This window comes from Rathayibacter sp. PhB1, from assembly GCF_004362935.1.
Taxonomy (GTDB): Bacteria; Actinomycetota; Actinomycetes; order Actinomycetales; family Microbacteriaceae; genus Rathayibacter; species Rathayibacter festucae.
Genome location: NZ_SNYD01000002.1, coordinates 74,048 through 99,540, shown reverse-complemented (window position 1 = coordinate 99,540; position 25,493 = coordinate 74,048). Strand labels below are relative to the sequence as shown.

Genomic DNA, 25,493 nt, shown 5'->3' with positions numbered 1-25,493 from the left:
GAAAGCGTCGCCGCGCGGCTGATCGACCAGCATGGATGCGCCGCTGCGCGGCCGTCTGAAAAGCAGTGAGGCGCCGCTGCGCGGCTCCGCAGCTCACGCGACCGACGAAGCACATGCTGATCGAGTAGCCCGCGCAGCGGGCGTATCGAGATCCACCACCGTCGGAAGTCGAGTCTGCAGACCACCCCTGCTGACGATGTTGGGTCTCGATACGCCCCTGCGGGGCTACTCGACCAGCATGCAGGGCCGCTCCGCGGCCCTGCGGAAAGCAGGGAGGCGCCGCTGCGCGGCTCCGCAGCTCACGCGACCGAGGAAGCACATGCTGATCGAGTAGCCCGCGCAGCGGGCGTATCGAGATCCACCACCGTCGGAAGTCGAGTCTGCAGACCCGGCGTGTCGATGACGGTGGGTCTCGATACGCCCCTGCGGGGCTACTCGACCAGCATGACTGCAACGCTCTGCGGCTCAGCGACCAGCATGGATGCGCCGCTCCGCCGTCACCCGACCAGCATGCGCGGGTGGGTGGCGTCAGAACTGGACGCGGGGCGGCTCCGAGATGGCGGCGAGGTCGCCGACCTCGAAGAACTCGCGCTCGGAGAAGCCGAGGCGGCGGGAGAAGAGCGTGTTGGGGAAGACGGTGACCTTGGTGTTCATCTCGCGGACGCCACCGTTGTAGAAGCGGCGGGCCGACTGGATCCTGTCCTCCGAGTCGACCAGCTCGCCCTGCAGCTGCAGGAAGTTCTGGCTGGCCTGCAGCTGCGGATACGCCTCGGCGACGGCGAAGATCGACTTCAGCGCCTTCTGCATGTGGTCCTCGGCGGCGGACGCCTCGGCCGGACCCTGCGCGGAGAGCGTCTCGGCGCGGGCGCGGGTCACCGAATCGAACACCTGTCGCTCGTGCGAGGCGTAGCCCTTCACCGAGTCGATGACGTTCGGGATGAGATCCGCCCGCCGCTTCAGCTGGACGGTGATGTCGCTCCAGGCCTCGTCCACGCGGACGTTCAGCGTGACCAGGGAGTTGTAGGTCGCCCAGAGGTAGATCCCGAGGATCACGACGAGCACGACGACGACGATGAGCGGGACGAGCCATTCCATGCCGACAAGTGTAGGGAAGGACCCCGCGCCGTTCTTCGCAGTCCGGCGCATTCGCAGAGACGCCGGTGGCGCTACTTCAGCGTCTTCTGCATCAGCACGGTGCTCAGCCAGCGCTCGAACTTGAAGCCGACGCGGCCCATCCGGCCGACCTCGACGAAGCCGTACTTCGCGTGCATCGTCAGCGACGCCTCCGCCCCCTTGTCGGCGATGACGGCCATGACCTGGCGGATGCCGACCGCCTTCGCCCGGTCGAGCAGCTCGGTCATCAGCGCCTTGCCGAGGCCCTTGCCGGTCGAGGCCGCGCGGAGGTAGATCGAGTTCTCGACGGTGAAGCGGTAGGCGCGCTTGGACGACCACGGCGACACCATCGCGTAGCCCAGGATCTGCCCCGACGGCGAGACGGCCACGATGAACGGCAGCCCGAGCTTCTGATTGCGCGCGAACTTCGAGCGCCACTCCTTGAGCGTCGAGTCGTCCTCGTCGAAGGTCACCACGGTGTTCCGGACGTAGTGGTTGTAGATCTCCTGGATGTCCGGCAGATCCGCGCTGCGCGCCTCGCGGATCTCGAAGGAGAACTCTGGCTCGGGGGCGGGCGCCCGGCGCAGGTGCGGCGGGAGGACCCGGCGCTGCTCGTACTCTTCCTCGAGCATCTCGCTCCTTCTCGGCGGTGGTGGTCGGCGTCGCTGATCCCGGGCGGCGGCCGCGATCCGGGCCAGCGTAGCCGGGGTGGCGGAGCACCGCACGCGCGGCGGGCCGGGGTGTCGGGCCCCGAGGCTCAGGGCAGGAGCGCCCAGTCGACGGGCTCGGCCCCGCGCTCGGCGAGCAGCTCGTTCGCGCGGCTGAACGGGCGCGAGCCGAAGAAGCCGCGGGAGGCGGACAGCGGGCTGGGATGAACGCTCTCGACGATCCCGGAGTCGCCCAGCAGCGGCCGGAGGTTCGCCGCGTCGCGCCCCCAGAGGATCGCGACGAGCGGCTGCTCGCGGGCGACGAGCGTGCGGATCGCGTGCTCGGTGACCCGCTCCCAGCCCTTGCCGCGGTGCGAGGCGGGTGCGCCCGGCGCGACGGTGAGCACGCGGTTGAGCAGCAGCACGCCGCTGCGCGTCCAGCCGCTGAGATCGCCGTGCTCGGGCGGGGCGACACCGAGGTCGTCGCGGAGCTCGCGGTAGATGTTCTGCAGACTGCGCGGCAGCGGCCGGACGTGCCGGTCCACCGCGAAGGACAGCCCGATCGGGTGCCCGGGTGTCGGATACGGGTCCTGCCCGACGATCAGGACGCGGACGTCCTCCAGGGGCGCGGCGAACGCGCGGAGCACCTGCGCCCCGGCGGGGAGGTAGGGCCGCCCTGCCGCCACTTCCGCACGGAGGAAGTCGCCCATCGCCGCGATGTCGCCGGCGACCGGGGCGAGCGCCTCGGCCCAGCCGCGGTCGATCAGGCCGGCACCCGCCAGCTCCTGCAGGTCCACGCTCAGCTCGCGGCGAGGGTGGCGACCGACACTCCGGCCTCGCCCGCGCTCGCGCGCCAGACCGAGCCGGCGCCGCGGACGCGCAGGGCACCCGTGCCGACGGTGAGGACGGTTGACTCGTCGATCGCGACGCCGCCGTCCACCAGTCCGGCCTCGACGGCCGCGACCAGGCGGCCGAGGGTGCCCCACTGCGCGGCGTGCACGTCGATCGAGACGTCGACGAGGCCGATGCCCTCGAGCACCGTCACCTCGTCCAGCTCCTCGGCCGCGTGCTCCGGCGCCACGGCGACTCCGCCGATGCGGTCGCCGCCGACGATCGCGCGGTCGGCGGCGACCGCGGCGCCCGCCGAGTAGCCGGCGTACGGCACTCCGGAGGAGACGAGGTCGCGCAGGCGCGGGAAGGACGCCTCGAGCGCGTCGCGGTAGGCGGGGGTGAGTCCGCCGCCGACGAAGATCCCGTCGACGTCGTCGAAGACCGCGGGGTCGATCCGGCCGCCCTCGGGCTTCATCACCGCGAACGGGAGGAGCTTGCCGACCGTGGCGAGCGTCGCGGCCCAGCCCGCGTAGACCTCGGGGCCGAGGCCGTCGTGCACGACGACGATCGCGATCCGCGGGCCCTCGATGCGGCCGGCGTCGACGGCGCGGTCGTGCGCCTCCGCCAGGAACGCTCCGTAGAGCTGCGGGTCGTGCTCCGCTCCGCCGCCGCCGCCGATCAGGTGGACGCTCACTCGTCGTCCTCCGCGAGGGCGCCGGCCACCGGGGGCAGCGCCGACCAGGGGAAGACGATCCAGCGCGGCGTGCGCCGCCAGAAGAAGTCGGGCTCGAGCACCGTGCGGGGCTTCGTGTAGAGCGTGACGGTCTGCACCTCGGCGCCCATCGCGCGGATCAGGTCGACCGAGAGGGCGAGGGTGTGGCCGGAGTCGGAGACGTCGTCGACCAGGAGGATGCGCTTGCCGCGCACCGACGCCTCGTCCAGCAGCGGCGGCAGCACGACCGGGGCCGCCAGCCGCGCCTCGACGCCGGTGTAGAACTCGACGTTCAGCGCACCGCAGCTCTTGATGCCCAGCGCGTAGGCGACCGCGCCCGCGAGCAGCAGACCGCCGCGCGCGATGGCCACGACCAGCTCCGGGCGGTAGCCGGAGGCGACGACGTCGTCGGCGAGATGGCGAGCGGCGTCACCGAACTCGAGCCAGCCGAGGACCTCCTTCTCCGTGGCGGCGAGGAGGGCGGCGGAGTCGTCGGCGTCGGAAACCATGAGGGACAGGCTAGAGCGTCGCGAGGCCCCGCGTCACATCACGGGGCCCCGCGACGGGCACCTGTCACGCCTTCGGGGTGAGCGCGCCCTTGATCACCTTGTGCGGGGCGGCCTGCGCCACCGGCTTGATCGTCACCAGATCGAGGTTGACGTGCGGCGGCAGCTCGACGGAGGAGACGATCGCCGCGGCGACGTCCTCGGCCACCAGCGGGGCCGGGACCTCGGCGTAGACCTTGTCGGCCCGCTCCTTGTCGCCGCCGAAGCGGACCAGGGAGAACTCCTCGGTGTGCACCATCCCGGGCGCGATCTCGATCACGCGGATCGGCTCGCCGGCGAGCTCGAGGCGCAGGACCGCGACGAGCGCGTGCGCGGCGAACTTCGCGGCGTTGTAGCCGCCGCCGCCCTCGTAGGCGACGTGGCCTGCGATCGAGGTGACGGTGACGATGTCGGCCGAGCCCTCGGAGCCGGCGTCGGCGATGCCCGCCCGGAGCAGCGGGAGCAGAGCGCTCGTGACGAGCTTGACCGAGAGCACGTTGATCTCGAACATCCGGGTCCAGTCGGCGGGGTCGGACGCCTCGACCGAGTCGAGGCCGAGCGCGCCGCCGGCGTTGTTGACGAGCGCGTGCACCGCACCGGTCTCCGCGAGGTGGTCGCGCAGCGCGTCGACCTGCGCCGCGTCGGTGAGATCGGCGACGAACAGGCCCGCCCCGGTCTCCGCGGCGAGCGCCTCCAGCCGCTCCCGGCGGCGGGCGACCGCCACCACGTCCCAGCCGTGCTCGCGGAACAGGCGGACCGTCGCCGCACCGATCCCCGAACTCGCTCCTGTCACCACGACGCGTCGAACCACGCTCGTCCTCTTTCCGTCAAGCCTCGGACACCATCGACTCCGTCGTCGGAGCCAACGCTAGCCTGGCCGCATGCAGCCCGCCGACCCGGCTCCCGCCACCGCCGGGTCGCCCACCGCCCCCAAGCGCCGCGTGCCCCTCTGGGACAACGCCCGCTTCGTCTGCGTCGCGCTCGTGGTGATCGGCCACGGCATCCAGCGGCTGACCGCGAACTCGGACACGTCGCTCGTCGTCTACCTGACGATCTACGCCTTCCACATGCCGGCCTTCGCGATCATCTCCGGCTACTTCTCCAAGGGCGGAGCGCCGAACGCCCGCGCGATGCGCCGGGTGCTCACCGACATCCTGCTGCCCTACCTGATCATGGAGACGATCTGGACGCTGGTGCAGTTCGCGGTCGAGGGCAAGCAGGAGTTCAACCCGACCAAGCCGAGCTGGACGCTGTGGTTCCTGCTCGCGCTCGGGATCTTCCGGCTGGTCCTCCCCTACCTCGCGCTGCTGCGCTGGCCGCTGCTGATCAGCGTGGTCCTCGCCGTCGGCGTCAGCTACTACGACAACATCGACTCGACCTTCTCGCTCGCGCGGGCGATCGGGATCCTGCCGTTCTTCGTCTTCGGCTGGCGGCTGCGCGGCTGGAAGGCCGGCTCGCGGCTGCTGGTGGACCGCTGGCTCGACCTGACGCCGCGGCAGATCCTGCTCTCCCGGGTGATCGCCGTCGCGCTCTTCGCGGCGACGGTCGTCGTGATGACCGTCAACATCGACGCCTTCCGCGCGGCGGATCTGCGCTACTGGTTCTTCTACGACCGGCCGTACGACGCGCTCGGCGAGACCGCGTGGTGGGCGGGGCTCGTCCGGCTTGCGCTGATGGCGACCGCGGTCGTGCTCTCGCTCGCGCTGTTCAGCCTGATCCCGCGCCGACGCACCGCGATGACGGCCTGGGGGCAGTCGACGATGTACGTCTACCTGCTGCACAGCTTCGTCCTCTACCCGCTGCGCGAGTCCGGGCTGCTGTCCGCGACCGAGAGCACGGTCGCGCTGATCCTGATGATCGTCTTCTGCATCGCGGTCGCGATCGTGCTCTCGCTGGGCTGGACGCGCACCGTCTTCCACAAGATCGTCGAGCCGAGGGCGGCGTGGCTGTTCGCGCCGGTGGTCGACGAGCGGCCCGAGCGCCCGAACCGGGCCGACCCGACCGGGTCCAAGCGCGACCCGCATCCGACGTCCGGGATCCGCACCGGCCGCTGATCCGTCGCGGTTACCCCGTGTGTCGGGCGCCCTGGCCGCGCCGGGGACCCGCACCTAGGCTCGTCGCGACGGGGAACGGCCTTCCGTTCCGAACCGACGATGCGATGGGATGCACCATGACCGACTCCGAGAAGTGGCAGTTCGAGACCAAGCAGATCCACTCCGGAGCTGCGCCCGATCCCGTCACCAAGGCGCGCGCGACCCCGATCTACCAGACCACCTCCTACGTCTTCGACAACGCCGAGCACGCGAAGAACCTCTTCTCGCTCGCGGAGTTCGGCAACATCTACACCCGCATCCAGAACCCGACGCAGGCCGTCGTCGAGGAGCGCCTCACCGCGCTCGAGGGCGGCTCCGGGGCGCTGCTGCTCGCGTCCGGCCAGGCGGCCGAGACCGCGGCGGTCCTCAACATCGCGCAGGCGGGCGACCACCTCGTCTCGTCGTCGTCGATCTACGGCGGCACCTACAACCTCTTCAAGTACACGCTGGCCAAGCTCGGCATCGAGACGACCTTCGTCGAGAACCAGGACGACCAGGAGGAGTGGCGCCGCGCGGTCCGCCCGAACACCAAGCTCTTCTTCGCCGAGACCATCGGCAACCCGAAGATCAACATCCTCGACATCCGCGCCGTGGCCGATGTCGCGCACGCGGCGGGCGTCCCGCTGATCGTCGACAACACCATCGCGACGCCGTACCTGATCCGCCCGTTCGAGCACGGCGCGGACATCATCGTGCACTCGGCGACGAAGTTCCTCGGTGGTCACGGCACGGTGATCGGCGGCGCGATCGTCGACGGCGGCACCTTCTCCTGGACCGCGAACGCGGCGAAGTTCCCCGGGCTGACCACGCCGGACCACTCGTACCACGGCGCCGTGTACACGGACGCGGTCGGCGACTCCCTCGCCTACATCATCAAGGCCCGCGTGCAGCTGCTGCGCGACCTCGGCGCCTCGATCGCCCCGGCGAGCGCCTGGCAGCTGATCCAGGGCATCGAGACGCTGTCGCTGCGGATCGAGCGCCACGTGCAGAACGCGCAGGAGATCGCGGAGTACCTCGAGAACCACTCCGACATCGCGACGGTCAACTACTCGGGGCTGCCCACCTCGCCCTGGTACGCGGCGGCGAACCACTATGCGCCGAAGGGCGTGGGCGCGGTGCTCTCGTTCGAGCTCAAGGGCGGGGTGGACGCGGGACGCGCGTTCGTCGACTCGCTCGTGCTGTTCTCGCACCTGGCGAACATCGGCGACGTCCGCTCGCTGGTGATCCACCCGGCATCGACCACGCACTCGCAGCTCACCCCGGAGCAGCAGCTCACCGCCGGCGTCACCCCCGGGCTCGTCCGCCTCTCGGTCGGCCTCGAGAACATCGACGACCTGCGCGCCGACCTCGCCCAGGCCCTGCAGGCCGCCCGCAGCGTCGTCGAGGCCTCCCGCGCCAACGCCTGACGGCCCCGTCATGCTGGTCGAGCAGCCGCGCAGCGGCGTATCGAGACCCACCGTGCTGAGAACGGCGGATCTCGATACGGCCGCTCCGCGGCCTACTCGATCAGCATGAAACGGCGCGCCTCCGTCCGTTGAGCAGCCGCGCAGCGGCGCCCTTCATGCTGGTCGAGTAGCCGCGCAGCGGCGTATCGAGACCCACCGTGCTGAGAACGGCGGATCTCGATACGGCCGCTCCGCGGCCTACTCGATCAGCAGGGGTCCGCTCCGCGGCCTACTCGATCAGCATGGGCGGGCGGCCGCGCCGCGGCCTACTCGATCAGCAGGACGAGCGTCACCCCCGCGTAACAAAGGCCGGGCGCCCGCCGCGCTCTGCCACGATGGACACCGCTATGGACTGGCAGCAGACACTCGAGGACACCGTCCCTTCGGCGTTCGTCACCGAGCGCCAGCTCCGCTCGGTGATCGGCAAGCCGCCCGCCACCGGCGCCTGGCGCGAGGGCGACCACCCCGGCGGGCGGCGCTTCGTCGAGATCGGCCCGTTCGCCTTCGAGGCGGGCGGTCGCCTCCCCCACGTCCGGGTGGCGTACGAGAGCTGGGGCGAGCTCTCCCCCGCGCGCGACAACGCGATCCTCGTCCTGCACGCGCTGACCGGCGACTCGCACCTGATCGGCCGCGGTGACCCGGGTCACGCGACCGACGGCTGGTGGTCCGGGCTCGTCGGCCCCGGTCTCGTGATCGACACCGACCGCTACTTCGTCGTCGCTCCGAACATGCTCGGCGGCTGCCAGGGCTCGACCGGCCCCGCCTCGCTCGCCCCCGACGGGCACGAGTGGGGTGCGCGCTTCCCGTACACGACGATCCGCGACCAGGTCGCCGTGCAGGCGCTCTTCGCCGACCGGCTCGGCATCGACCGCTGGCACACCGTCATCGGCGGCTCGATGGGCGGGATGCAGGCCCTGGAGTGGGGCATCGACCACCCCGAGCGGGTCGCCCGGCTCGCCGTCCTCGCCGCTCCTCCGCGCGCCACCTCCGACCAGATCGCGCTCAACTTCGTCCAGCTCGAGGCGATCCGCAACGACGCCGCCTTCGCGGGCGGCGCCTACTACGACGCCGGCGACGGCAAGGGCCCGTACCACGGCCTCGCGCTGGCCCGCCGGATGGCGCTGCTCAACTACCGCAGCCCGTCCGAGCTCAACGACCGCTTCGAGCGGAGCTGGCAGTCCGGCCTCAGCCCCCTGGGCGGCGGCGGCCGGTTCGCGGTCGAGTCCTACCTCGACTTCCACGGCAACAAGTTCACCCGGCGCTTCGACGCCAACAGCTACATCACCCTCGTCGAGGCGATGAACTCGCACGACGTGGGGCGCGGGCGCGGCGGCGAGGCGGAGGCGCTCGAGCGGATCACCAGCCCGACGCTCGTGCTCGGGATCGACAGCGACCGGCTGTTCCCGGTGGACGGGCAGCGGATCATCGCCGCCCACGCCCGCGGCAACATCGACGACGACGAGGTCGCGGTGATCAGCTCGACGTTCGGGCACGACGCCTTCCTCATCGAGGACGACGCGGTCGGCGGCCACCTCGCGAGGCTCCTGGCGGTCTGACCCGATCCCGGCCGTCCCGCGGGCCGACCGCCGGTCTGTGACTATCGTGAGACGGGGGTCCGCCCCGCGCCGCCCACCGGAAGGAGCGTGCCCGTGCCGTTGGTCCGCAGCGCTCGCGAGCGCGACCGCCTCCTCCGCCAGTCCGCGTGCGGCATCGGCCTCCTGATCGACGCCACGGCGATCGCCCTGGTCCTCGGCCCCGGGGCGCTGGCGCCCGACGCCGTGCCGTTCGCGGTGGCGCTGCTCCTCGGACTCGCCGTCCTCCACCTGCAGCTCGGCCGCAGCGGACGCACGCTCTGGGTGCTCCTGCTCGCCGTCGGCGGCCTGGCGCTGAGCATCGGGCTCGCGAGCGCCATCGGCGTGAGCAGCGGCTTCGAGGGGTACGTGCTCGTCGGCACCGCCAACGCCGTCACCAGCACCGTCGCCGTCGTCATCACCACCTCCGTCCGTCGGCTGCTGCTGCTCCTGCCCGTCCTGGTGCCGAGCGTCGTCGTCTCCGTGCTGGTCGCCGAGGAGGCGATGCTGTCCAACGCACTCGTGCAGAGCCTGCTGCCCTGGGGCACGCTCGCCGGCTTCGCGCTCTGGATCAGCACGGCCGTCCCCCGGGTCGTCCGGCGCATCGACAGCATCGGCAACGCGCACCGCGTCGAGCGGCAGGCCAGCGAGACGGAGGCGCAGCGCCGCCAGGGAGCGCGGCTCCTGCACGACACGGTGCTGGCGACGCTCACCCTGCTCGCCCACTCCGGCCGCGGCGTCTCCGAGGACGCGCTCCGCCGCCAGGCCGCGCAGGACGCGCAGCTCCTGCGCCAGCTGCGCCTCGGCGGGACGCCGACGCCGAGCGCGTCCGGCTCCTACCAGCTGACCAGCGTCACGGCGTCGCCCGCCGCGACCTCGCTCGAGGACGTCCGGGACCGGTTCGGCCGGCTGGGTCTCGAGGTCGTCCTGCACGGCTCCGGCGAGGTCGTCCTCGAGGGCGCCGCGCTCGACTCCTTCCTGCTCGCCCTCGCCGAGTGCCTCGAGAACGTGCGGCGGCACTCCGGTGTCGAGTCCGCCGACGTCACCATCACCGAGGACGAGCAGACCGTCCGCGCGATGGTGACGGACGCCGGTGCCGGCTTCGACATCGCCACGGTGCCCGCGACGAAGCTCGGCTTCAAGGAGTCGGTCGTCGCGAGGCTCGCGGACGTCGGCGGCCGCACCCGGCTCTTCAGCTCGCCCGGCTCCGGCACGACCGTGGTGCTGGAGGTGCCCAAGTGAGCGCCGGCACCGAGCGGGCCTCCCCCCTCCTCGGCGGACCCGGCGCCGCTCCTCGCCGGCCCGACGGCTCGCCCCGCTCCGCCCGCGCGCGGAAGGGACAGCAGGAGACCCTGGGCACCAGCTACCTCGGCAGCGGCCTCACCGGCATCGCGGCGGCGCTGATGGCCTACGAGCTCCTGGTCTTCCTCGCCACCGTCGACGACTACGCGCGGCCGGGGCTGGTCGTCGTCGCCTGGCTCCTCCTCGTCGCCTCCTTCACGGCGACCGTCGTCGCCATCCACGCCTGCGGGCAGCGGCTGCCCACGGCCGCCTACGTCGGCCTGCTCGTGGGGATCACCGGGGCCGTGGCGCTGGACCTGATCGCCGTCGCCGGGCACGGCCCGTCCGCCGCGGTCCCGACCGCCGCGGTGGCCGCCGCGGTCGCCCACGCCGCGATGATCGTGCACCGCCGCAGCATCGAGGTCCTCGCGGTCGCCCTCGCCATCGCCGTCGCCGAGCTGATCGCCTACGGCGCCATGGGCGCGGGCGACGAGACCTCGTTCTCGGTGCGCATCAGCGCGATGGCCGTGACCCTCGCGCCCGCCGTCGTCGCCGTCGTGATGATGCGCGGCTTCCGCCGCATGGTGCAGCTCGAGATCGACCGCGCCCTCGTGCAGAGCACCACGCTCGGGCCGCGCTACGCGGTCGGCATGCTCGCCTCGGAGGAGCTCGCCCGCCTCGACCTCGCGGCCGAGCGCCTGCTCGCCGAGGTCGGCGACGGCACGACGGTCTTGCCGCTCGACCCGCACCGGGCCGCGCACGCCGCCGCGCTCGCGACCAGCCTCCGGCTGCACCTGATCGAGGGGCGCCGCGAGACCTGGCTGCACCACGCGATCCAGGAGTCCGAGCTGCTGGCCCCGCTCGTCGAGCTGCACGACCCCGACGGCACCGCCGGCCTCCTCGGCCACCAGCAGCGCGACGGCCTGCTCTCCGCCATCTGGCTCATCCTCGACGGCACCTCCGGGCTCACCGTCGTGCTGCACGTCGAGGCCGGAGCACCGCGCGAACCGGACGCCGACGCGCCGCCGCGCTCCCTGCTGGTGCCGCTCACTCTGCAGTCCGAGGGCGTGCCCGTGCGCGGAGTCGATCCCGCGACGTGGGAGGCTATCGCACAGGTCGGTGCGTTCCGCGACACGTCCCACGACGACGCGCTCCGGATCGAGATCGACTGCTACGTCGAGAATCCGGCCGATCGCTGAGCAGAGACGACCGCCCCGCCCTCCCGCCGAGCCGAAGGACACCGATGACCTCCACCGCAGAACCGAAGATCACGCTCGCCGTGGTCGACGATCACAAGATGCTCCTCGGTGCCCTCACGGAATGGATCCGCGGCGCCGCGTCGGACATCCAGCTGGTCGCCGCGGTCGCCTCCTGGCCGGAGCTGCTCACCCACCCCGAGTTCCCCGTCGACGTCGTGCTGCTCGACCTGGACCTCAAGGACAACATCCCGATCTCGGTCAAGCTCTCCACCCTGAAGACCACCGGCGTGAAGACCGTGCTGATGAGCACCTACTCCGAGCCGGCCGTGGTCCGCGAGGCCCTCGCCTCCGGCGCCCTCGGCTACCTCGTCAAGACGGAGGACGCCGACATGATCGTCGAGGCGATCCGCGCGGCCAAGGACGGCCACTCCTACATCTCGCACGAGCTCGACATGGCGCTCTCCACCGGCGACTCCGACGGCGCCCCCAAGCTCAGCGCGCAGGAGCGCCGGGTGATGGCGCTCTACGGCGGCGGCGAGCCCGTCAAGTCCGTCGCCTTCGAGCTCGGCATCTCCGAGGAGACCGCGAAGTCCTACCTCAAGCGCATCCGCGAGAAGTACCGCGTGGTCGGCATCGACGTCGGCACCAAGGTCGCGCTGCGCAAGCGCGCCATCCACGACGGCATCTTGATCGAAACGGATTGAATTCGTCGCGCCGCGCGGCGCGACGAATTGAATCCGTTCGCGGGGGCGGTCCCCGCCCGCCCCCGCCGCAGTCGGCTCCACGAAGTGGGCGCGTTCCGCAGAGCGTCTCGCCGCGGCTGCGGAAATCCGCTGGCACGCGGATTTCCGTCTGCGCCGCTGCGTGGCTGGCTCGTCTGCAGGCAAGACCCACCGAGTAGTGCCCCCTTCCATGCTGGTCGAGTAGCCCCGCAGGGGCGTATCGAGACCCACCGACGTCAACAGAGCGGCCTGCAGACCCCCCGTGCGTTGCCGGTGGATCTCGATACGCCCGCTCGCGCGGGCTACTCGATCAGCATGCGCGGTCCTCAGTCACGATAGATCCGTGCCCTCTTCCATGCTGGTCGAGTAGCCCCGCAGGGGCGTATCGAGACCCACCGGCGTCGACAGGGTGGCATGCAGACCCCCGTCCGGTGCCTGCATGTGCGGCAGCGAAGCCCTACAGGGCGTTGACCGGGACGCTGCCCGTGGCGGGGCGGGCGGGGTCGCGCGGCGCGTCGACGGTGCCGCGGGCCCGGTCGATGGCGATGCTGGCGAACGCGAGCAGGATGCCGGCCGCGGTGAGGACCACGCCCACCCAGATCGGCGACAGGTAGCCGAGGCCGGCGGCGATCGTGACCCCGCCGAGCGCGGCGCCGACGGAGTTGCCGATGTTGAGTGCGGAGTGGTTCAGCGCCGCGGCGATGGTCTGGCTGTCGCGGGCGACGTCCATCAGCCGGGTCTGGATGGCCGGCGACGCCCCCGCCGAGAAGCCCGCCGCGAGGAACGTGAACACGACCAGGCCCACGACCGACGTCGCGGTCAGCGCCAGGCCGATCAGCGAGACGAGCACCCCGAGGAACAGCACCACGAGCGCGAGCCGCACGTTCCGGTCGGCCGCCCAGCCGCCCGCCAGGTTGCCGACCGTCATGCCCAGGCCGATCACCACCAGGATCCACGGCACCGCGCCCAGCGGCAGCCCGGTCACCTCGGTCGACAGCGGCGTGATGTAGCTGTACATCGCGAAGAGCCCGCCGAAGCCGATCGCGCCGATCAGCAGGGTCATCCAGACCTGCAGCCGGCCGAACGCCTTCAGCTCGTTGCGCATGGTCGCGCCCGGGTTCCCCCGCTGGAACGGCACGAGCAGCCACACGGCCACCACGGTCACTGCGAAGATCGCCGCGACGACGAGGTACGCGCTGCGCCAGCCCGCGTTCTGCCCCACCCAGGTGATGGCGGGCACCCCGACCACGTTCGCGATCGTGAGCCCCGACAGCACGAAGGCGACGCCCTTGCCGCGCTTGCCCGGCCCCATCAGGTCCGCGGCGACGAGCGAGGCGATGCCGAAGTACGCGCCGTGCGGAAGCGCCGCGACGAAGCGGGCGGCCAGCACGAGCGGGAAGGTCGGCAGCAGGGCCGAGGCGACGGTCCCGATCGTGAACGCGGCCAGCAGGATCAGCAGCAGGCGCTTGCGCGGCCAGCGAGCGGCGGCCGCGGCGATCGTCGGAGCACCGACGACGACGCCGAGCGCGTAGGCGGAGATCAGCAGTCCGGCCTGCGAGTTCGCCTGCTCGGAGCTCGCGGCGTAGACGTCCGGGAGCAGGTCGGCGGCGAGCTGCGGCAGCAGCCCCATCGCGACGAACTCGGTCGAGCCGATGCCGAAGCCCCCCATCGCGAGGGCGAGCAGGGCGAGGCGGGTCCGGGCCGGGGAGAGGGTCACCGGACCACGATAGCGAGGATCGGAAGCGGATCGAAACGATTCGAGTCGGAGAGCGCTTTCGCGTGCCTCACTCCTCGAGCGCGCGGCCGAGCCGCTCGATCTTCGCGTCGATCTCGCCCGAGTAGCCGGGCCGGATGTCGGCCTTCAGCACCAGCGAGACCCGCGACCCGTAGGCGCCGACCGCCTCGGTGGCGCGCTTGATCACGTCGAAGACCTCGTCCCACTCGCCCTCGAGCTCGGTGAACATCGAGGTCGTGCGATTCGGCAGGCCGGAGTCGCGGACGATGCGGACGGCGGCGGCGACGGCGTCGTGGACGGAGGCGTCGGGACCCTCACCGCCGGACGGAGCGACGGAGAATGCGACCAGCACGAGGGACCTCCCAGCGGACCCGACCACCGGACCCGCCGTCCAGCCTAGGCGCGCGGACCGCCGACGGCGCCGTCGGTCACCACGGCCTGCGCGAGCGGCGACCGCTCCCCCGAGGCCTCCGGCGAGACGTCCTTCGCGCGGCTCCCCGTCCGCCACAGCTCGCGGAGCACCCAGCCGAGCAGCACGAGCAGCAGGACGTTGCGCACGGTCAGCGCCAGCACCATGCCCGCGTTCGACCAGAGCAGGAAGAGGTAGAGGTACGGGTAGACGATCTGCGTGAACACCGCGATCGCCAGGGTCAGCTTCGCCGGCGTCGCGAAGTCGCGACCGGCCACGACGAGCCCGACGATCACCGGCGGCGCGAGCCAGACGATGTACTGCGGCGAGAGCACCTTGTTGATGTCGATCAGCACCAGGACGAGCCCGAGGCTCAGCAGCGGCAGCAGCCGCACCGGCGACGCCTTCGCCCGCAGCGCGCGCAGGCCGAGCAGCACCGTGCCGATCACCGCGAGCGCGAGCGCCGGGTTCATCAGCTCGGCGGCGACGTCGGTGAACGGGCCGTGCATCTCGAAGGTGTTGATGTCGGCCGCGTACCAGACGTAGCTGCCGGCCCAGCCGCCGATCGAGAGCCACATCCAGAGCGTGCTGACGGGCGCCTCGATCTGCAGACCGCGCGTGGTCTGGTCGGTGACGAAGCTGAAGACGTACTCGCCGCCGCCGAGCGCGTACACGCCGGCGATGATCGCGACGGAGAGCCCGGCACCGACCGCCACGAGCCGCCAGCGGCCGCGCAGCACCAGGACGGCGGCGCCCAGCAGGGCCGCGGGCCAGACCTTGATCCAGGTGGCGACGGTGAGCGCGAGCGCCGCGATCACCGGGCGGCTCGAGGCCCAGAGCAGCCCGGCGATGGCGAGCGGAACGGTGAAGGCGTCGATCCGGCCGACGGCGATCGGCCCGAGGAGCACCAGGAAGAGCAGCCACCAGCGCGCCGCGGCGAGCCGGGCGGGGACGCCCCGGTGCAGGAGGAGCGCGAAGGCCGCCGCATCGACGGCGAGCACGCCGGCCAGCCAGGTCAGGTCGTAGCCCGCCTCTCCGAAGAGCCAGGCGGCGCTGATCGGCACCAGGGCGAGGATCGGGTAGACCCAGCCGCCGTCGAAGCCGACGAGCCCGCCGCCCTCGACGGCGGTCCGCATCCAGCCCTTGTAGACGACGCTGACGTCCCCCATCGGCAGTCCCGGGGCGTAGAGCGCGAGCAGGGAGAGCAGGACGTGCACGAGGGCGAAGCCGCACCACAGCACGGCGGCGGAGTCGCGGTTCTCGCGCAGCCACGCGATCGGGCGCGAGGAGGCCCGGGGGGCGGCGGTCTCTGAGGCGGCAGGGGTCGGCACCGCGTCAGTGTAGACGGCGCCCTCATCGGACCCCTGAACGGCCCCGGGAACCCCTCCCTGAGCGGCCACCGCCCGCATCAGTAGCCGGCGAAGGCGTCGGTGCGGACCTTCTTCGCACCGGCCGAGCGGAGGGCGCCGCGGACTGAGTCGACGAACGCGGGCGACCCGGAGACGAAGCCGACGCGACGGGGCGCGTCGGGCACGGCGTCCGCGAGGCGATCCGCCGTGATCCGTCCGGCCACGTGCGACCAGCCCTCGGGCAGCCGATCCGGCGCCTCGGGCGAGACCAGCACGACGCGGGCCCCGGAGGCGCGGAGGAGCTCGCGGTACGCCACGTCCTCCAGCCGGGCGGCCGCGTAGACGACGACCACGTCGCGCTCCGGTCCGGCCGCGATCGCCGTGAGCTGGCTCGCGAACGGGGTGATGCCGATCCCGCCCGCGACCAGGAGCAGCGGCGTCGCCGGGTCGGCCGGCAGCACGAAGTCGCCGCCGACGCTCGTGGCGCGGACCACGGCGCCGGGCTCGAGCCCGGCGAGCGCCCGCTTGAAGCTGCTCGACTTCTCGGGCAGCCGCATGGCCACGGCGATCTCGCCGTCGGCGGGAGCGGAGGCGATGGAGAAGGTGCGGCGGCTCCCCCGGCCGTCGGAGCGGTGCGGCACGTCGAGCTCGAGCCACTGGCCCGCCTCGAAGCGCACCGGCGTCCGCGGGGCGAAGCGGTACTCCGTGATGCCCGGCGCGATGACGCTCGAGGAGCGCAGCTCCAGCGACAGCCGCCGGCGCTGGCCGAAGAAGAAAGCGATCGCGTTGCCCGCGACCAGGCCGAGCTCCGGGCTGGCGTGCAGCGGTCCGAGCGAGAACGGGACCGTCGTGAGCAGAGCCGCGACGACGGCCACGATCAGCTGCTGGGAGCGGCGCGGGGCGAGGGTCAGCGGCTCGGTCAGCATGAAGGCGCCGGCGAACACGAACGGGTACGCCGTCAGGACCAGCGACAGCGCGGCTCCGGGCTCCTGGCCGTTCATCACCGAGTTGAGCACGGAGACGGCGCCGGCGACCGCGATGAACACGACGACGATCGCCCAGCGGCGCACCCGTGCGACGACGACGAGCGCGCCGAGCAGCACCCACGGCCAGAGCGCGCCGGTGGGCAGCGCCCAGGCCGCGGCGGTCAGCGAGCCCGCGAACGGGGTGTCCTGCAGCAGGCCCTGCGCGATGCCCACGATCAGCACCGCGACGGCGGCCGGGTTGAAGAGGTGGCGTCCGCGCCAGACCAGCACGTATTTCGAGGCGGCGGCGATCACGCCGATCAGCGCGACGACGAGCAGCGCGCGCGGCTCCGAGGTCGGGAAGAGCAGGAACGCGATCAGCAGTCCGGTCACCAGCGACGACTCGAGGTGGGCGGGCGAGCCGACCAGCCGGGCGATCAGCCAGGTCGCCCCGGTCGTCGAGACGATCGCCACGACCGCGGTCGCCGCGATCTCGATCGGTGTGAAGAAGATCAGCCCGGCGGCGGAGTAGCCGAGCGCGACCACGAGGAGCGCGGCGAGCGTCAGCCAGACCAGCCGGTACATGGTGATGCGACCGAGGGCGCGATCGAGGGTGCCGATCATCAGAAGACCTCTCCGGGGAAGCGGGGCGAGTAGTGCAGGCCGCCGGCGCTGAGCACGCGGACGAACTCGAAGTCGAAGCGCTCGGCGAGCACCTCGGGCGGGCAGACGAAGAGGGCGGTCGCGAGACCGTCGGCGACGAGGGTGCTGTCGGCGACGACCCAGGTGGCGATGACGGTGTCGACCGGGCGGCCGGTGCGGCCGTCGAGGACGTGGTGCAGCCCGTCGCCCCAGGCCCGGCGGTTGCCGGCCGAGGCGCAGAGCGCGCGCTCGCCCGGCTCGGCGACGCCGATCGCGCGGCTCGCGTCGAAGGGGTGCTCGAGGCCGACGCGGTAGGCGCCGACCCCGCGGGCGCGCAGGTCGCCGCTCGCGTCGACGACGGCGCGCTCGACGCCGGCGCTCGCGAGCTCGTCCAGGACGAGGTCGACGAGCTGACCCTTGCCGGCCGCGCCGACGTCGAGCACGACTCCGGCGGCCGTGCGGAGCGTCGCTCCCCCGCCGCCGCGGGCCGCGGCCCAGGACGGAGCGGGCGCGACGGGGCCGCGCGGCACCAGGGAGTAGGCCGGGTCGTAGCCGAGCTGCTCGAGGGCGACGCCGACGAACGGCGTGACGCCGCCCCCGGTCAGCGCGAAGAGCTCGTCGTAGAGGGCGAACAGCTCGACCGCCTCCGCCGGGAAGACGTGCTCGCCGGGCTCGGTCCGAAGGCGCGAGGCGGCGGAGTCGTCGCGGAACCGCGACCAGGTCCGGTCGTAGGCCTCGATGCGCGCGCGGACCCGCTCGCGCACGAGCGCGTCCAGCGGCGCGTCCGTGTCGATCTGCCAGGTGGTGCCGATCGCCTCGAACCGCCAGGCGCTCTCGAGGACGCGCCGGGTCGCGGTCGGCGCGGCGTCAGGGTGCAGAGGTTCAGGCCGCGGCATCGGCCTTGATCGTCTCGACGGCGTCGTTGAAGCCGCCGGAGGTGAGCGAGGAGCCGGAGACCTTGGTCACGTCGAGCTCGTCGAGGCTCTTGCCGACGACCTCGCCCGAGATGCCGCTGGCGAAGCGGGTCTGGTACTCCTGGCCGGTCGGGTTCTCCGACTCGGGGGTCACTGTGACGGCGGTGACGACGCCCGACTCGAGGGTCAGCTCGACGCCGACCGACTCGTTGCCGCCGGGCGAGGTGTAGGAGCCGTCGGCCTCGTAGGTGCCGTCGGCGTAGGCGCCGGTCGCGGCGGAGCCGGTCGACGCGGAATCGGTCGACGCGGGGGCGGCGCTGGAGGTGGCGGCGGGCGCGCTGGTCGCGGCGGCGCTCGAGCCGGCGTCCTCGGTCCCGGCGGTGGCGGTGCTCGAGCAGGCGGCGAGGGCCGCGAGGGTGCCGGCGCCGGCGAGGAGGGTGAGGGCGTAGCGGACGGGAGTCGTGGTCTTCGCGGTCATGTCTGTTCTCCTGTATGGGGGGCGGACGCGGCTGTCGTCTCCGACGCTAGGGCCGGGAGCTCGGGGGTTCCGATGAGGCGGCTGTGCGGCTCCGATGTCCGGGTCGCGGGGGAAGGCCGTCTCTCCTGTGTCAACGGGCCGAGGACGCGATCGGTTCAGTGCGGCAGGCGATGCCGGCGTTTCAGTTCAGCAGCCGTGCGACGACGCCGGGGAGCTGCTCGGCGATGTCGAGGGCCGCGATCGGCCCGCCTCCGGACGCCGCCGCGCCGGCCTGCGCGTGCAGGACGGCCGCGGCGGCGGCCACCGCCGCGAGATCCTCGTCCCCGAGCGCCGTCCCCCGGCTCTCCGCGTCCGCGGCCCGGCCGGCCAGCAGTGCGCCGAGCACTCCGCCGAGGACGTCCCCGCTGCCCGCCGTGGCGAGCCAGGGCGTCGAGCCGCTGACCTCGTGTGCGGTGCTCCCGGAGACCACGTGCGTGGTGCTGCCCTTGAGCAGCACGCAGACCCCGAAGCGCTCGGCGGTGCGCCGCGCCCAGCCGCTCGCGTCGGCGGCGATCGCCGCCGCGTCGACGTCCACCCCGGCCCGCGTGAGCAGGCCGGCGAGCTCGCGGTAGTGCGGAGTGATGACCACCGGCCCGCGGGCCTCGCCGATCAGGTCGAGCGCGCCTGCGTCGAGCACCACGGGGATCCCCGAGTGCAGCTGCTCGAGCAGCGCGGCGCGCTCGTCCTCGGACCGGTCGTCCGCGCTCGTCCCGGAACCGAGCAGCCAGGCCTGCACCCGCCCGGCCGAGGTGACGACCTCGGGGCGACGCGCCAGCACGAGCGCGGATGGCCGCTCCGGCCCGAGGTAGCGCACCATGCCGAGGCCCGTGCGCACCGCCGCCTCGACGCCGAGCACCGCCGCCCCCGGGTAGCGCTCGGACCCGGTTGCGATCCCGAGCACCCCGCGGCTGTACTTGTCGTCGTCGGCGCGCGGCACCCGCACGGCCGACGCCGCCTCCGCGAGCCCGAACTCCCTCTGCCCATCCGTCATCCCGCCAGCCTAGGTCGCACCCCCGACGCCGCCCTCTGCGAGATCCACCCGCAGCAGAACGTCGGCAGCCGCGCGCCTGATGGCGCCTGGTCTCCTAGGAGAGATCACCTCATACGTATGGGAGAACCCTGCTGATCGAGTAGCCCGCAGAGCGGGCGTATCGAGATCCACCACCGTCAGAACGCGAGTCTGCAGACCCGCCCTACTGGTGATGGCGGGTCTCGATACGCCCCTGCGGGCCTACTCGACCAGCATGAAGGGCCGCCGCTGCTGCACCCGCAGCCGGTGACGCTGCCGCCGAGAAGCCCAGTCGGCGAAGCAGCTGCCCACCTCAGCCGGCGAAGCAGCTGCCACCCCACCGCAGTCGGCGAAGCCGCTGCTCCCGCAGTCGGCGAAGCCGCCGCCCACCGCAGTCGGCGAAGCCGCTGCCACCGCAGTCGGCGAAGCCGCTGCCCACCGCAGTCGGCGAAGCCGCTGCCACCCCACCTCGAGTGGAGGCGCGGGCCGGGGAGGTGGTGATCGCAAGGCGGAGGAGGGAGCGATACCGGCGGTATCGCGTCCGACGACAACGCCGCGAGCGCCGCCTCCCCGGCCCGCGCCTCAGCGGCGGGTGGCGTCGTCGACTTCGCCGACCAACTCCTCGATGATGTCCTCGAGGAAGAGGACGCCGGTCGCGCGGCCCTGCTCGTCGAAGGCGCGCGCGAGGTGGGCGCCGGTGCGGCGCATGATCGCGAGGGCGTCCTCGAGGTCGGTGGCCTCGAAGATCGAGGCGAGCTGGCGGATCCGCTTGGCCGGGATGGGCAGGCGGAACTTGGGCCCCTCGGTGTCGCCGTCGAGGTCGAGGACGTCCTTGAGGTGGATGTAGCCCTCGGGCTGTCCGTCCTCGCCGAGCACGACGTAGCGCGAGAAGCCGTGCTTCGCGACGGCGCGCTCGACGTCGGCGGGCGAGGCTCCGGCGGGGAGGCTGACGATGCCGTCGAGCGGCAGCGCCACGTCGTGCACCTTCTTCTCGGTGAACTCGAACGCGGCGAGGAGGGTGCCGTTGCTGCGCAGGGTGCCCTCGCGGGTCGACTGGTCGACGATCGTCTGCACCTCCTCGAGCGTGAAGGTGCTGTTCGCCTCGTCCTTCGGCTCGACCCGGAAGAGCCGCAGCACCCCGTTCGAGATCGCGTTGAGCGCGACGATGATCGGGCTGATCACGCGGGCGATCGCGACGAGCGGCGGCGCGAGCAGCAGCACGGCGCGGTCCGGCATCGAGAAGGAGATGTTCTTCGGCACCATCTCGCCGAGCACGACGTGCAGGAACGAGACGATCACCAGGGTGATCACGAAGGCGACCGTGCCCGAGAACTCGTCCGGGATGCCGACCGCGTGCAGCGGCACCTCGAGCAGGTGGTGGATCGCCGGCTCGCTGACGTTGAGGATCAGCAGCGAGCAGACGGTGATGCCCAGCTGCGTCGTCGCCAGCATCAGGGTGGCGTGCTCCATCGCGGCGAGCGCGGTGATCGCGCTGCGGCGTCCGCTCTCGGCGAGGGGCTCGATCTGGGAGCGGCGCGCGGAGATGACCGCGAACTCCGCTCCGACGAAGAAGGCGTTCGCGGCGAGCAGCACCACGAGCCAGGCGATTCCTGCCCAGTCACTCATGGTCGGCCTCCTGGCGTCCTCGGTGCGGCCGGCCCACGTCGGCGAGCGGGTCGGGGATGCCCTCGCCCGCCGCGTCGGGGTCCGGGGTGAAGCGGAGCCGGTCGATGCGCCGGCCGTCGAGCCGCTCGACGCGCAGCGAGCCGCCCTCGACGGGCACCTCGTCGCCGACGGCGGGCAGGCGGCCGAGCTCGCTCATCACGAACCCGGCGACCGTCTCGTACGGCCCCTCCTCGGGGATGACGACGCCGGCGCGGTCGCGCACCTCGTCGGGCCGCAGCATGCCGGGGAAGGTGGTCGAGCCGGGCAGCTTCACGACGTCGGGGCGGGAGCGGTCGTGCTCGTCCGCCACCTCGCCGACGAGCTCCTCGACGAGGTCCTCGAGCGTCGCGACGCCCGCCGTTCCGCCGTACTCGTCGACGACGACGGCGAGCTGGAAGCCGCGGCCGCGCAGCTCGGTGAGCAGCACGTCGAGCTTCATGGTCTCGGGCACGCGGAGCGGCTCCGAGCGCAGCGCGGTGACGGGCACCTCGGAGCGCTTGCCGCGCGGCACCGCGACCGCCTGCTTGACGTGCACGACGCCGACGATGTCGTCGATGTCGTCGTCCGTGATCGGGAAGCGCGAGAGCCCGGTGGTCCGGGCGAGGTCGAGGACGTCCTGCGCGGTGCTGGAGCGCTCGAGCGTGGACAGCCGCAGCCGCGGCGTCATCACGTCACCCGCCGAGAGCGCGGAGAAGCGGAGGGTGCGCCCGAGCAGGTCGGCCGTGTCCTCCTCGAGCAGTCCGGCGCTCGCGGAGTGCCGCACCAGGCTCGAGAGCTCCTCGGCGCTGCGGGCGCCCGAGAGCTCCTCCTTCGGCTCGATGCCGGCCAGGCGGAGCAAGGCGTTGGCGCTGCCGTTGAGCAGTGCGACGGCGGGGCGGAAGACGGTGGTGAACGCGGTCTGGATCGGCACGACCAGCTTCGCCGTCGCCCGCGGCAGCGCCAGCGCGAAGTTCTTCGGCACCAGCTCGCCGAGGATCATCGACAGCAGCGTCGCGATGACGATGGCGAGCACCGTCATGATCGGCGTCAGCACCTCGTCCGGGATGCCGAGGCCGCCGAACGGCACCCGCAGCAGGGCCGAGAGCGCCGGCTCCATCGTGTAGCCGGTGAGCAGCGTCGTCAGCGTGATGCCGAGCTGCGCGCTGGAGAGATGCGTCGAGGTGACGCGGAGGGCGGCGATCGTCATGCCGAGGCGGGTCTCGCCGCGGTCGCGGCGGGCCTCGAGATCGGCGCGGTCGAGGTTGACCAGCGCGAACTCGCTGGCGACGAACACGCCGGTGCCGAGCGTCAGCAGCAGGCCGACGCCGAGCAGGAGCCACTCAGTGCCCACGGGGGTCACCCCCGGTCAGCGGAAGCGGGAGCGGCTGCAGGATCGAGCGCGAGGGGATCGGGGAGATCCGAACGAGCCGGTGCGAGGGCGGATGCGCAGAAGGGGGGTCGTCCATTGTGGCGTCGAGTCTAGCGGCAGCCCGGCTCCGGCAGGGCCGCGCTCAGAGCCACTTCTTGCGCTTGAACACGGCGTAGAGCACGAAGCCGAAGACCAGCATCAGCCCGATCGCCCACGGGTAGCCGAGCCGCCAGTGCAGCTCCGGCATGTCGTCGAAGTTCATGCCGTAGATGCCCGCGACGAGCGTCGGCGCGAACAGGATCGCGGCCCAGGACGAGATCTTCCGCACCACGTCGTTCTGGGCCAGCCCGGTCTCGGTCTGCCGCCGCGAGACCAGCGTCGAGTGCACGGTCAGCGCCTTGTCCAGGATCGCCCGCAGCGCGTCGACCGCCTCCGTCACCCGGATGGTGTGGTCGAGCACGTCGCGGAGCGAGCGGTGCAGCTCGACGTGGTCGAGCGTCGCGTCGACGCCCGGGGCCGCATCCGGCGCCTCGGCGAGCTCGTGCAGCAGCGCCGTCAGCGGCTGCACCGAGCGCTGGAAGTGGATGACCTCGCGGGAGAGCCGGTAGATGCGCTCCGAGAGCCCGTCGTCCGAGCCGTCGCCGAAGAGCTGGTCCTCGATCTCGTCGACGTCGCCCTGGACGCCGTGCACCACCGGCGCGTACTCGTCGACGACCTGGTCGAGGATCGCGTAGAGCACCGCCTCCGGTCCGCGGGAGAGCAGCGACGGATCCCCCTCGAGCCGCTTGCGCACCGCCGCCAGGTCCGGCGAGTCGGCGTGCCGGATGGTCACCACGAAGTCCGGGCCCACGAACACGTGCAGCTCGCCGAAGACGACCGTCTCGGCCGAGTCCACGTAGCGCGCCGGACGGAGCACCACGAAGAGCCCGTCGTCGTAGCGCTCGAGCTTCGCCCGCTGGTGGCCGCTCAGCGCGTCCTCGACGGCGAGCGGGTGCAGCCCGAACTCCTGGGCGACCGCCTCGACCTCCTCACGGCTCGGGCGGTAGAGCCCGATCCAGGCCATGCCGTGCTCGTCGCGCATCAGCTCGAAGGTGTCCTCGAGCGAGTCGGGGTTCCGGATGCGGTGACCGCCGACGTACACGGCGTTGTCGACGATCGTCATGGCCTCGGTTCTAGCACGCGCGCGCCGGGCACCGGCTGACGGTCACCGGCGAGCGGTCACCAGCTGACCGGCAGCGCCTTGCCCTCCTCGTAGCCGGCCGCCGACTGCAGGCCGACCAGCGCGCGCTCGTGGAACTCGGCGACGCTGCGCGCCCCGGCGTAGGTGAAGGAGGAGCGCACGCCCGAGGTGATCATGTCGAGCAGGTCCTCGAGCGAGAGGCGCAGCGGGTCGAGGTAGATCTTCGACGAGGAGATGCCCTCGGCGAAGAGCCGCTTGCGGGCGAGCTCGTAGGGGTCGAGGCGGTCGAAGCGCTCCTGCACCGCCTTGGCCGAGGCCATCCCCCAGCTCTCCTTGTAGATCCGGCCGGCCGCGTCGCTGCGCAGCTCGCCCGGCGCCTCGATCGTGCCGGCGAACCAGGAGCCGATCATCACCGAGGCCGCACCGGCCGCGAGCGCGAGCGCCACGTCGCGCGGGTAGCGCACGCCGCCGTCGGCCCAGACGTGCGCGCCGAGCTCGCGGGCCCGCTCCGCCGTCTCGAGCACCGCGGAGAACTGCGGCCGCCCGACAGCGGTCATCATCCGCGTGGTGCACATCGCGCCCGGGCCGACGCCGACCTTGAGGATGTCTGCGCCCGCGTCGACGAGGTCGTGCACCGCGTCGGCGGTGACGATGTTGCCGGCGGCGATCGGCACGCCGAGCTTCAGCGCCGAGACGGTGCGCAGCGCGCGCAGCATCCCCTCCTGGTGGCCGTGCGCCGTGTCGAGCACGAGCACGTCGACGCCCGCGGCGACGAGGGCGCGCGCCTTGGCCGCGACGTCGCCGTTGATGCCGACCGCCGCGGCGATCCGCAGGCGCCCGTCGGCGTCCAGCGCGGGGTCGTAGATGGTCGAGCGCAGCGCGCCGGTGCGCGAGAGCGTGCCGACCAGTGCGCCGTGGTGCAGCACCGGGGCGAAGTCGAGATCGGCCGCGACCATCAGGTCGAAGGCGGCGCGCGCGGTGGTGACGTCGTCGGCGTCGATCGAGGCGGAGGCGCCGTGCACGAGGTCGCCGAGCCTGGCGTCCTCCAGGGCAGTGGCGAGCCGCGCGGCCGGGACGCAGCCGAGGATCGTGCCGTCCTCCTCCTGCACCACGAATCCGTGGCCCGCGACGGCCGGGAGGATCGCGAGCGCCTCCTCGACCGTCGTCGACGGCGAGGCGGTGAGCGCGCCGGAGAAGGCGACCGGCTGGTCCTTCACCCAGCGGATGGCCGCGTCGAGCTGCTGCAGCGGCATGTCCTGCGGCAGGACGCCGAGGCCGCCGCGCCGGGCGAGCGTCGCCGCGAGCCGGGGCCCGGTGACCGAGTTCATGTTCGAGGAGACGATCGGGATGCTGGCTCCGGTGCCGTCACCGGGAGCGAGCGACACGTCGAGCCGGCTGGTCACGGAGGACCGGCCGGGAACGAGGAAGACGTCCGAGTAGGTGAGGTCGCCGGAGGGTGTTCCACCGTAGAAGCGCATGGAGACGACGCTACTCCGGCCCGGCTGGGGACCTTCGCCGGAGGATCCGGGCTAGGCTTGACGACCGGGACGGGACCGGGCGACGACGCCCAGATGCGTGTCGGATGCGACGGTGCCGTCCGG

Annotated in this window: 23 protein-coding genes; 6 read left to right on the top strand and 17 right to left on the bottom strand. The window is 72.5% G+C overall.

What is annotated here, in order from left to right; translation table 11 throughout:
- Nucleotides 1-528: 528 nt before the first annotated feature.
- The 6 genes from EDF17_RS04670 to EDF17_RS04645 all read right to left on the bottom strand — a co-directional run bounded on the left by EDF17_RS04670 (nucleotide 529) and on the right by EDF17_RS04645 (nucleotide 4,659).
- Nucleotides 529-1,095, bottom strand: coding sequence for a LemA family protein (locus EDF17_RS04670; RefSeq protein ID WP_123445403.1), 567 nt, complete (start codon nucleotides 1,093-1,095; stop codon nucleotides 529-531).
- Nucleotides 1,096-1,166: 71 nt separating this feature from the next.
- Entirely contained in the window at nucleotides 1,167-1,745 is a 579-nt protein-coding gene (locus tag EDF17_RS04665; RefSeq protein WP_123445402.1) for a GNAT family N-acetyltransferase, read from the bottom strand.
- A 125-nt stretch (nucleotides 1,746-1,870) separates the two neighbouring features.
- The gene (locus tag EDF17_RS04660) at nucleotides 1,871-2,563 is read right to left on the bottom strand and encodes a uracil-DNA glycosylase (RefSeq protein ID WP_123445971.1); all 693 of its coding nucleotides are present in this window, start codon (nucleotides 2,561-2,563) and stop codon (nucleotides 1,871-1,873) included.
- The gene (locus EDF17_RS04655; RefSeq protein ID WP_123445401.1) at nucleotides 2,560-3,285 is read right to left on the bottom strand and encodes a Type 1 glutamine amidotransferase-like domain-containing protein; all 726 of its coding nucleotides are present in this window, start codon (nucleotides 3,283-3,285) and stop codon (nucleotides 2,560-2,562) included. Before EDF17_RS04655 ends, EDF17_RS04660 begins: the two co-directional genes overlap by 4 nt.
- Nucleotides 3,282-3,812 (bottom strand): phosphoribosyltransferase, encoded by a 531-nt coding sequence (locus EDF17_RS04650; RefSeq protein ID WP_123445400.1) that lies wholly within the window; start codon nucleotides 3,810-3,812, stop codon nucleotides 3,282-3,284. Before EDF17_RS04650 ends, EDF17_RS04655 begins: the two co-directional genes overlap by 4 nt.
- A gap of 64 nt (nucleotides 3,813-3,876) precedes the next feature.
- Nucleotides 3,877-4,659, bottom strand: a complete 783-nt coding sequence (locus tag EDF17_RS04645) for an SDR family NAD(P)-dependent oxidoreductase (protein WP_243586446.1) — start codon at nucleotides 4,657-4,659, stop codon at nucleotides 3,877-3,879.
- 70 nt (nucleotides 4,660-4,729) lie between these two features.
- Between EDF17_RS04645 and EDF17_RS04640 the strand changes: the two genes are divergently transcribed.
- The 6 genes from EDF17_RS04640 to EDF17_RS04615 all read left to right on the top strand — a co-directional run bounded on the left by EDF17_RS04640 (nucleotide 4,730) and on the right by EDF17_RS04615 (nucleotide 12,141).
- Nucleotides 4,730-5,902, top strand: coding sequence for an acyltransferase family protein (locus EDF17_RS04640; RefSeq protein WP_123445399.1), 1,173 nt, complete (start codon nucleotides 4,730-4,732; stop codon nucleotides 5,900-5,902).
- A gap of 116 nt (nucleotides 5,903-6,018) precedes the next feature.
- Nucleotides 6,019-7,347, top strand: a complete 1,329-nt coding sequence (locus tag EDF17_RS04635) for a bifunctional o-acetylhomoserine/o-acetylserine sulfhydrylase (RefSeq protein ID WP_123445398.1) — start codon at nucleotides 6,019-6,021, stop codon at nucleotides 7,345-7,347.
- Nucleotides 7,348-7,733: 386 nt separating this feature from the next.
- Complete coding sequence (locus EDF17_RS04630; protein ID WP_123445397.1) at nucleotides 7,734-8,942, top strand: homoserine O-acetyltransferase; 1,209 nt, start codon at nucleotides 7,734-7,736, stop codon at nucleotides 8,940-8,942.
- 93 nt (nucleotides 8,943-9,035) lie between these two features.
- Nucleotides 9,036-10,199, top strand: a complete 1,164-nt coding sequence (locus tag EDF17_RS04625) for an ATP-binding protein (protein ID WP_243732788.1) — start codon at nucleotides 9,036-9,038, stop codon at nucleotides 10,197-10,199.
- A complete protein-coding gene (locus tag EDF17_RS04620) occupies nucleotides 10,196-11,437 on the top strand; it encodes a hypothetical protein (protein WP_123445395.1) in 1,242 nt (413 codons plus the stop codon). The genes EDF17_RS04625 and EDF17_RS04620 overlap by 4 nt, the downstream gene beginning before the upstream one ends.
- Nucleotides 11,438-11,481: 44 nt before the next feature.
- Nucleotides 11,482-12,141: a response regulator gene (locus EDF17_RS04615; protein ID WP_123445394.1), complete on the top strand. Its 660-nt coding sequence runs from the start codon at nucleotides 11,482-11,484 to the stop codon at nucleotides 12,139-12,141.
- Between the two features lie 475 nt (nucleotides 12,142-12,616).
- Here EDF17_RS04615 and EDF17_RS04610 read toward each other — a convergent pair whose 3' ends face one another.
- The 11 genes from EDF17_RS04610 to EDF17_RS04560 all read right to left on the bottom strand — a co-directional run bounded on the left by EDF17_RS04610 (nucleotide 12,617) and on the right by EDF17_RS04560 (nucleotide 25,370).
- Nucleotides 12,617-13,828 carry an MFS transporter gene (locus tag EDF17_RS04610; RefSeq protein WP_123444431.1) on the bottom strand — a complete coding sequence of 404 codons (1,212 nt, stop codon included), beginning with the start codon at nucleotides 13,826-13,828 and terminating at the stop codon, nucleotides 12,617-12,619.
- Between the two features lie 115 nt (nucleotides 13,829-13,943).
- The gene (locus tag EDF17_RS04605; protein WP_123444419.1) at nucleotides 13,944-14,246 is read right to left on the bottom strand and encodes a thiamine-binding protein; all 303 of its coding nucleotides are present in this window, start codon (nucleotides 14,244-14,246) and stop codon (nucleotides 13,944-13,946) included.
- A 44-nt stretch (nucleotides 14,247-14,290) separates the two neighbouring features.
- Nucleotides 14,291-15,634, bottom strand: a complete 1,344-nt coding sequence (locus EDF17_RS04600) for a glycosyltransferase family 87 protein (RefSeq protein ID WP_133671897.1) — start codon at nucleotides 15,632-15,634, stop codon at nucleotides 14,291-14,293.
- A 77-nt stretch (nucleotides 15,635-15,711) separates the two neighbouring features.
- The gene (locus EDF17_RS04595; RefSeq protein WP_123444417.1) at nucleotides 15,712-17,241 is read right to left on the bottom strand and encodes an RnfABCDGE type electron transport complex subunit D; all 1,530 of its coding nucleotides are present in this window, start codon (nucleotides 17,239-17,241) and stop codon (nucleotides 15,712-15,714) included.
- Complete coding sequence (locus EDF17_RS04590) at nucleotides 17,241-18,155, bottom strand: FAD:protein FMN transferase (protein ID WP_123444416.1); 915 nt, start codon at nucleotides 18,153-18,155, stop codon at nucleotides 17,241-17,243. The genes EDF17_RS04595 and EDF17_RS04590 overlap by 1 nt, the downstream gene beginning before the upstream one ends.
- Entirely contained in the window at nucleotides 18,142-18,651 is a 510-nt protein-coding gene (locus tag EDF17_RS04585; RefSeq protein ID WP_123444415.1) for an FMN-binding protein, read from the bottom strand. The genes EDF17_RS04590 and EDF17_RS04585 overlap by 14 nt, the downstream gene beginning before the upstream one ends.
- 181 nt (nucleotides 18,652-18,832) lie before the next feature.
- Nucleotides 18,833-19,681, bottom strand: coding sequence for an ADP/ATP-dependent (S)-NAD(P)H-hydrate dehydratase (locus tag EDF17_RS04580; RefSeq protein WP_123444414.1), 849 nt, complete (start codon nucleotides 19,679-19,681; stop codon nucleotides 18,833-18,835).
- Nucleotides 19,682-20,281: 600 nt separating this feature from the next.
- A complete protein-coding gene (locus EDF17_RS04575; RefSeq protein WP_123444413.1) occupies nucleotides 20,282-21,325 on the bottom strand; it encodes a hemolysin family protein in 1,044 nt (347 codons plus the stop codon).
- A complete protein-coding gene (locus EDF17_RS04570; RefSeq protein WP_123444412.1) occupies nucleotides 21,318-22,703 on the bottom strand; it encodes a hemolysin family protein in 1,386 nt (461 codons plus the stop codon). The genes EDF17_RS04575 and EDF17_RS04570 overlap by 8 nt, the downstream gene beginning before the upstream one ends.
- A gap of 151 nt (nucleotides 22,704-22,854) precedes the next feature.
- Nucleotides 22,855-23,874 (bottom strand): magnesium/cobalt transporter CorA, encoded by a 1,020-nt coding sequence (gene corA, locus EDF17_RS04565; RefSeq protein WP_123444411.1) that lies wholly within the window; start codon nucleotides 23,872-23,874, stop codon nucleotides 22,855-22,857.
- A 56-nt stretch (nucleotides 23,875-23,930) separates the two neighbouring features.
- On the bottom strand, nucleotides 23,931-25,370 hold the full coding sequence (locus EDF17_RS04560; protein WP_133671895.1) for a GuaB1 family IMP dehydrogenase-related protein: 1,440 nt from the start codon (nucleotides 25,368-25,370) through the stop codon (nucleotides 23,931-23,933).
- Nucleotides 25,371-25,493 lie beyond the last annotated feature (123 nt).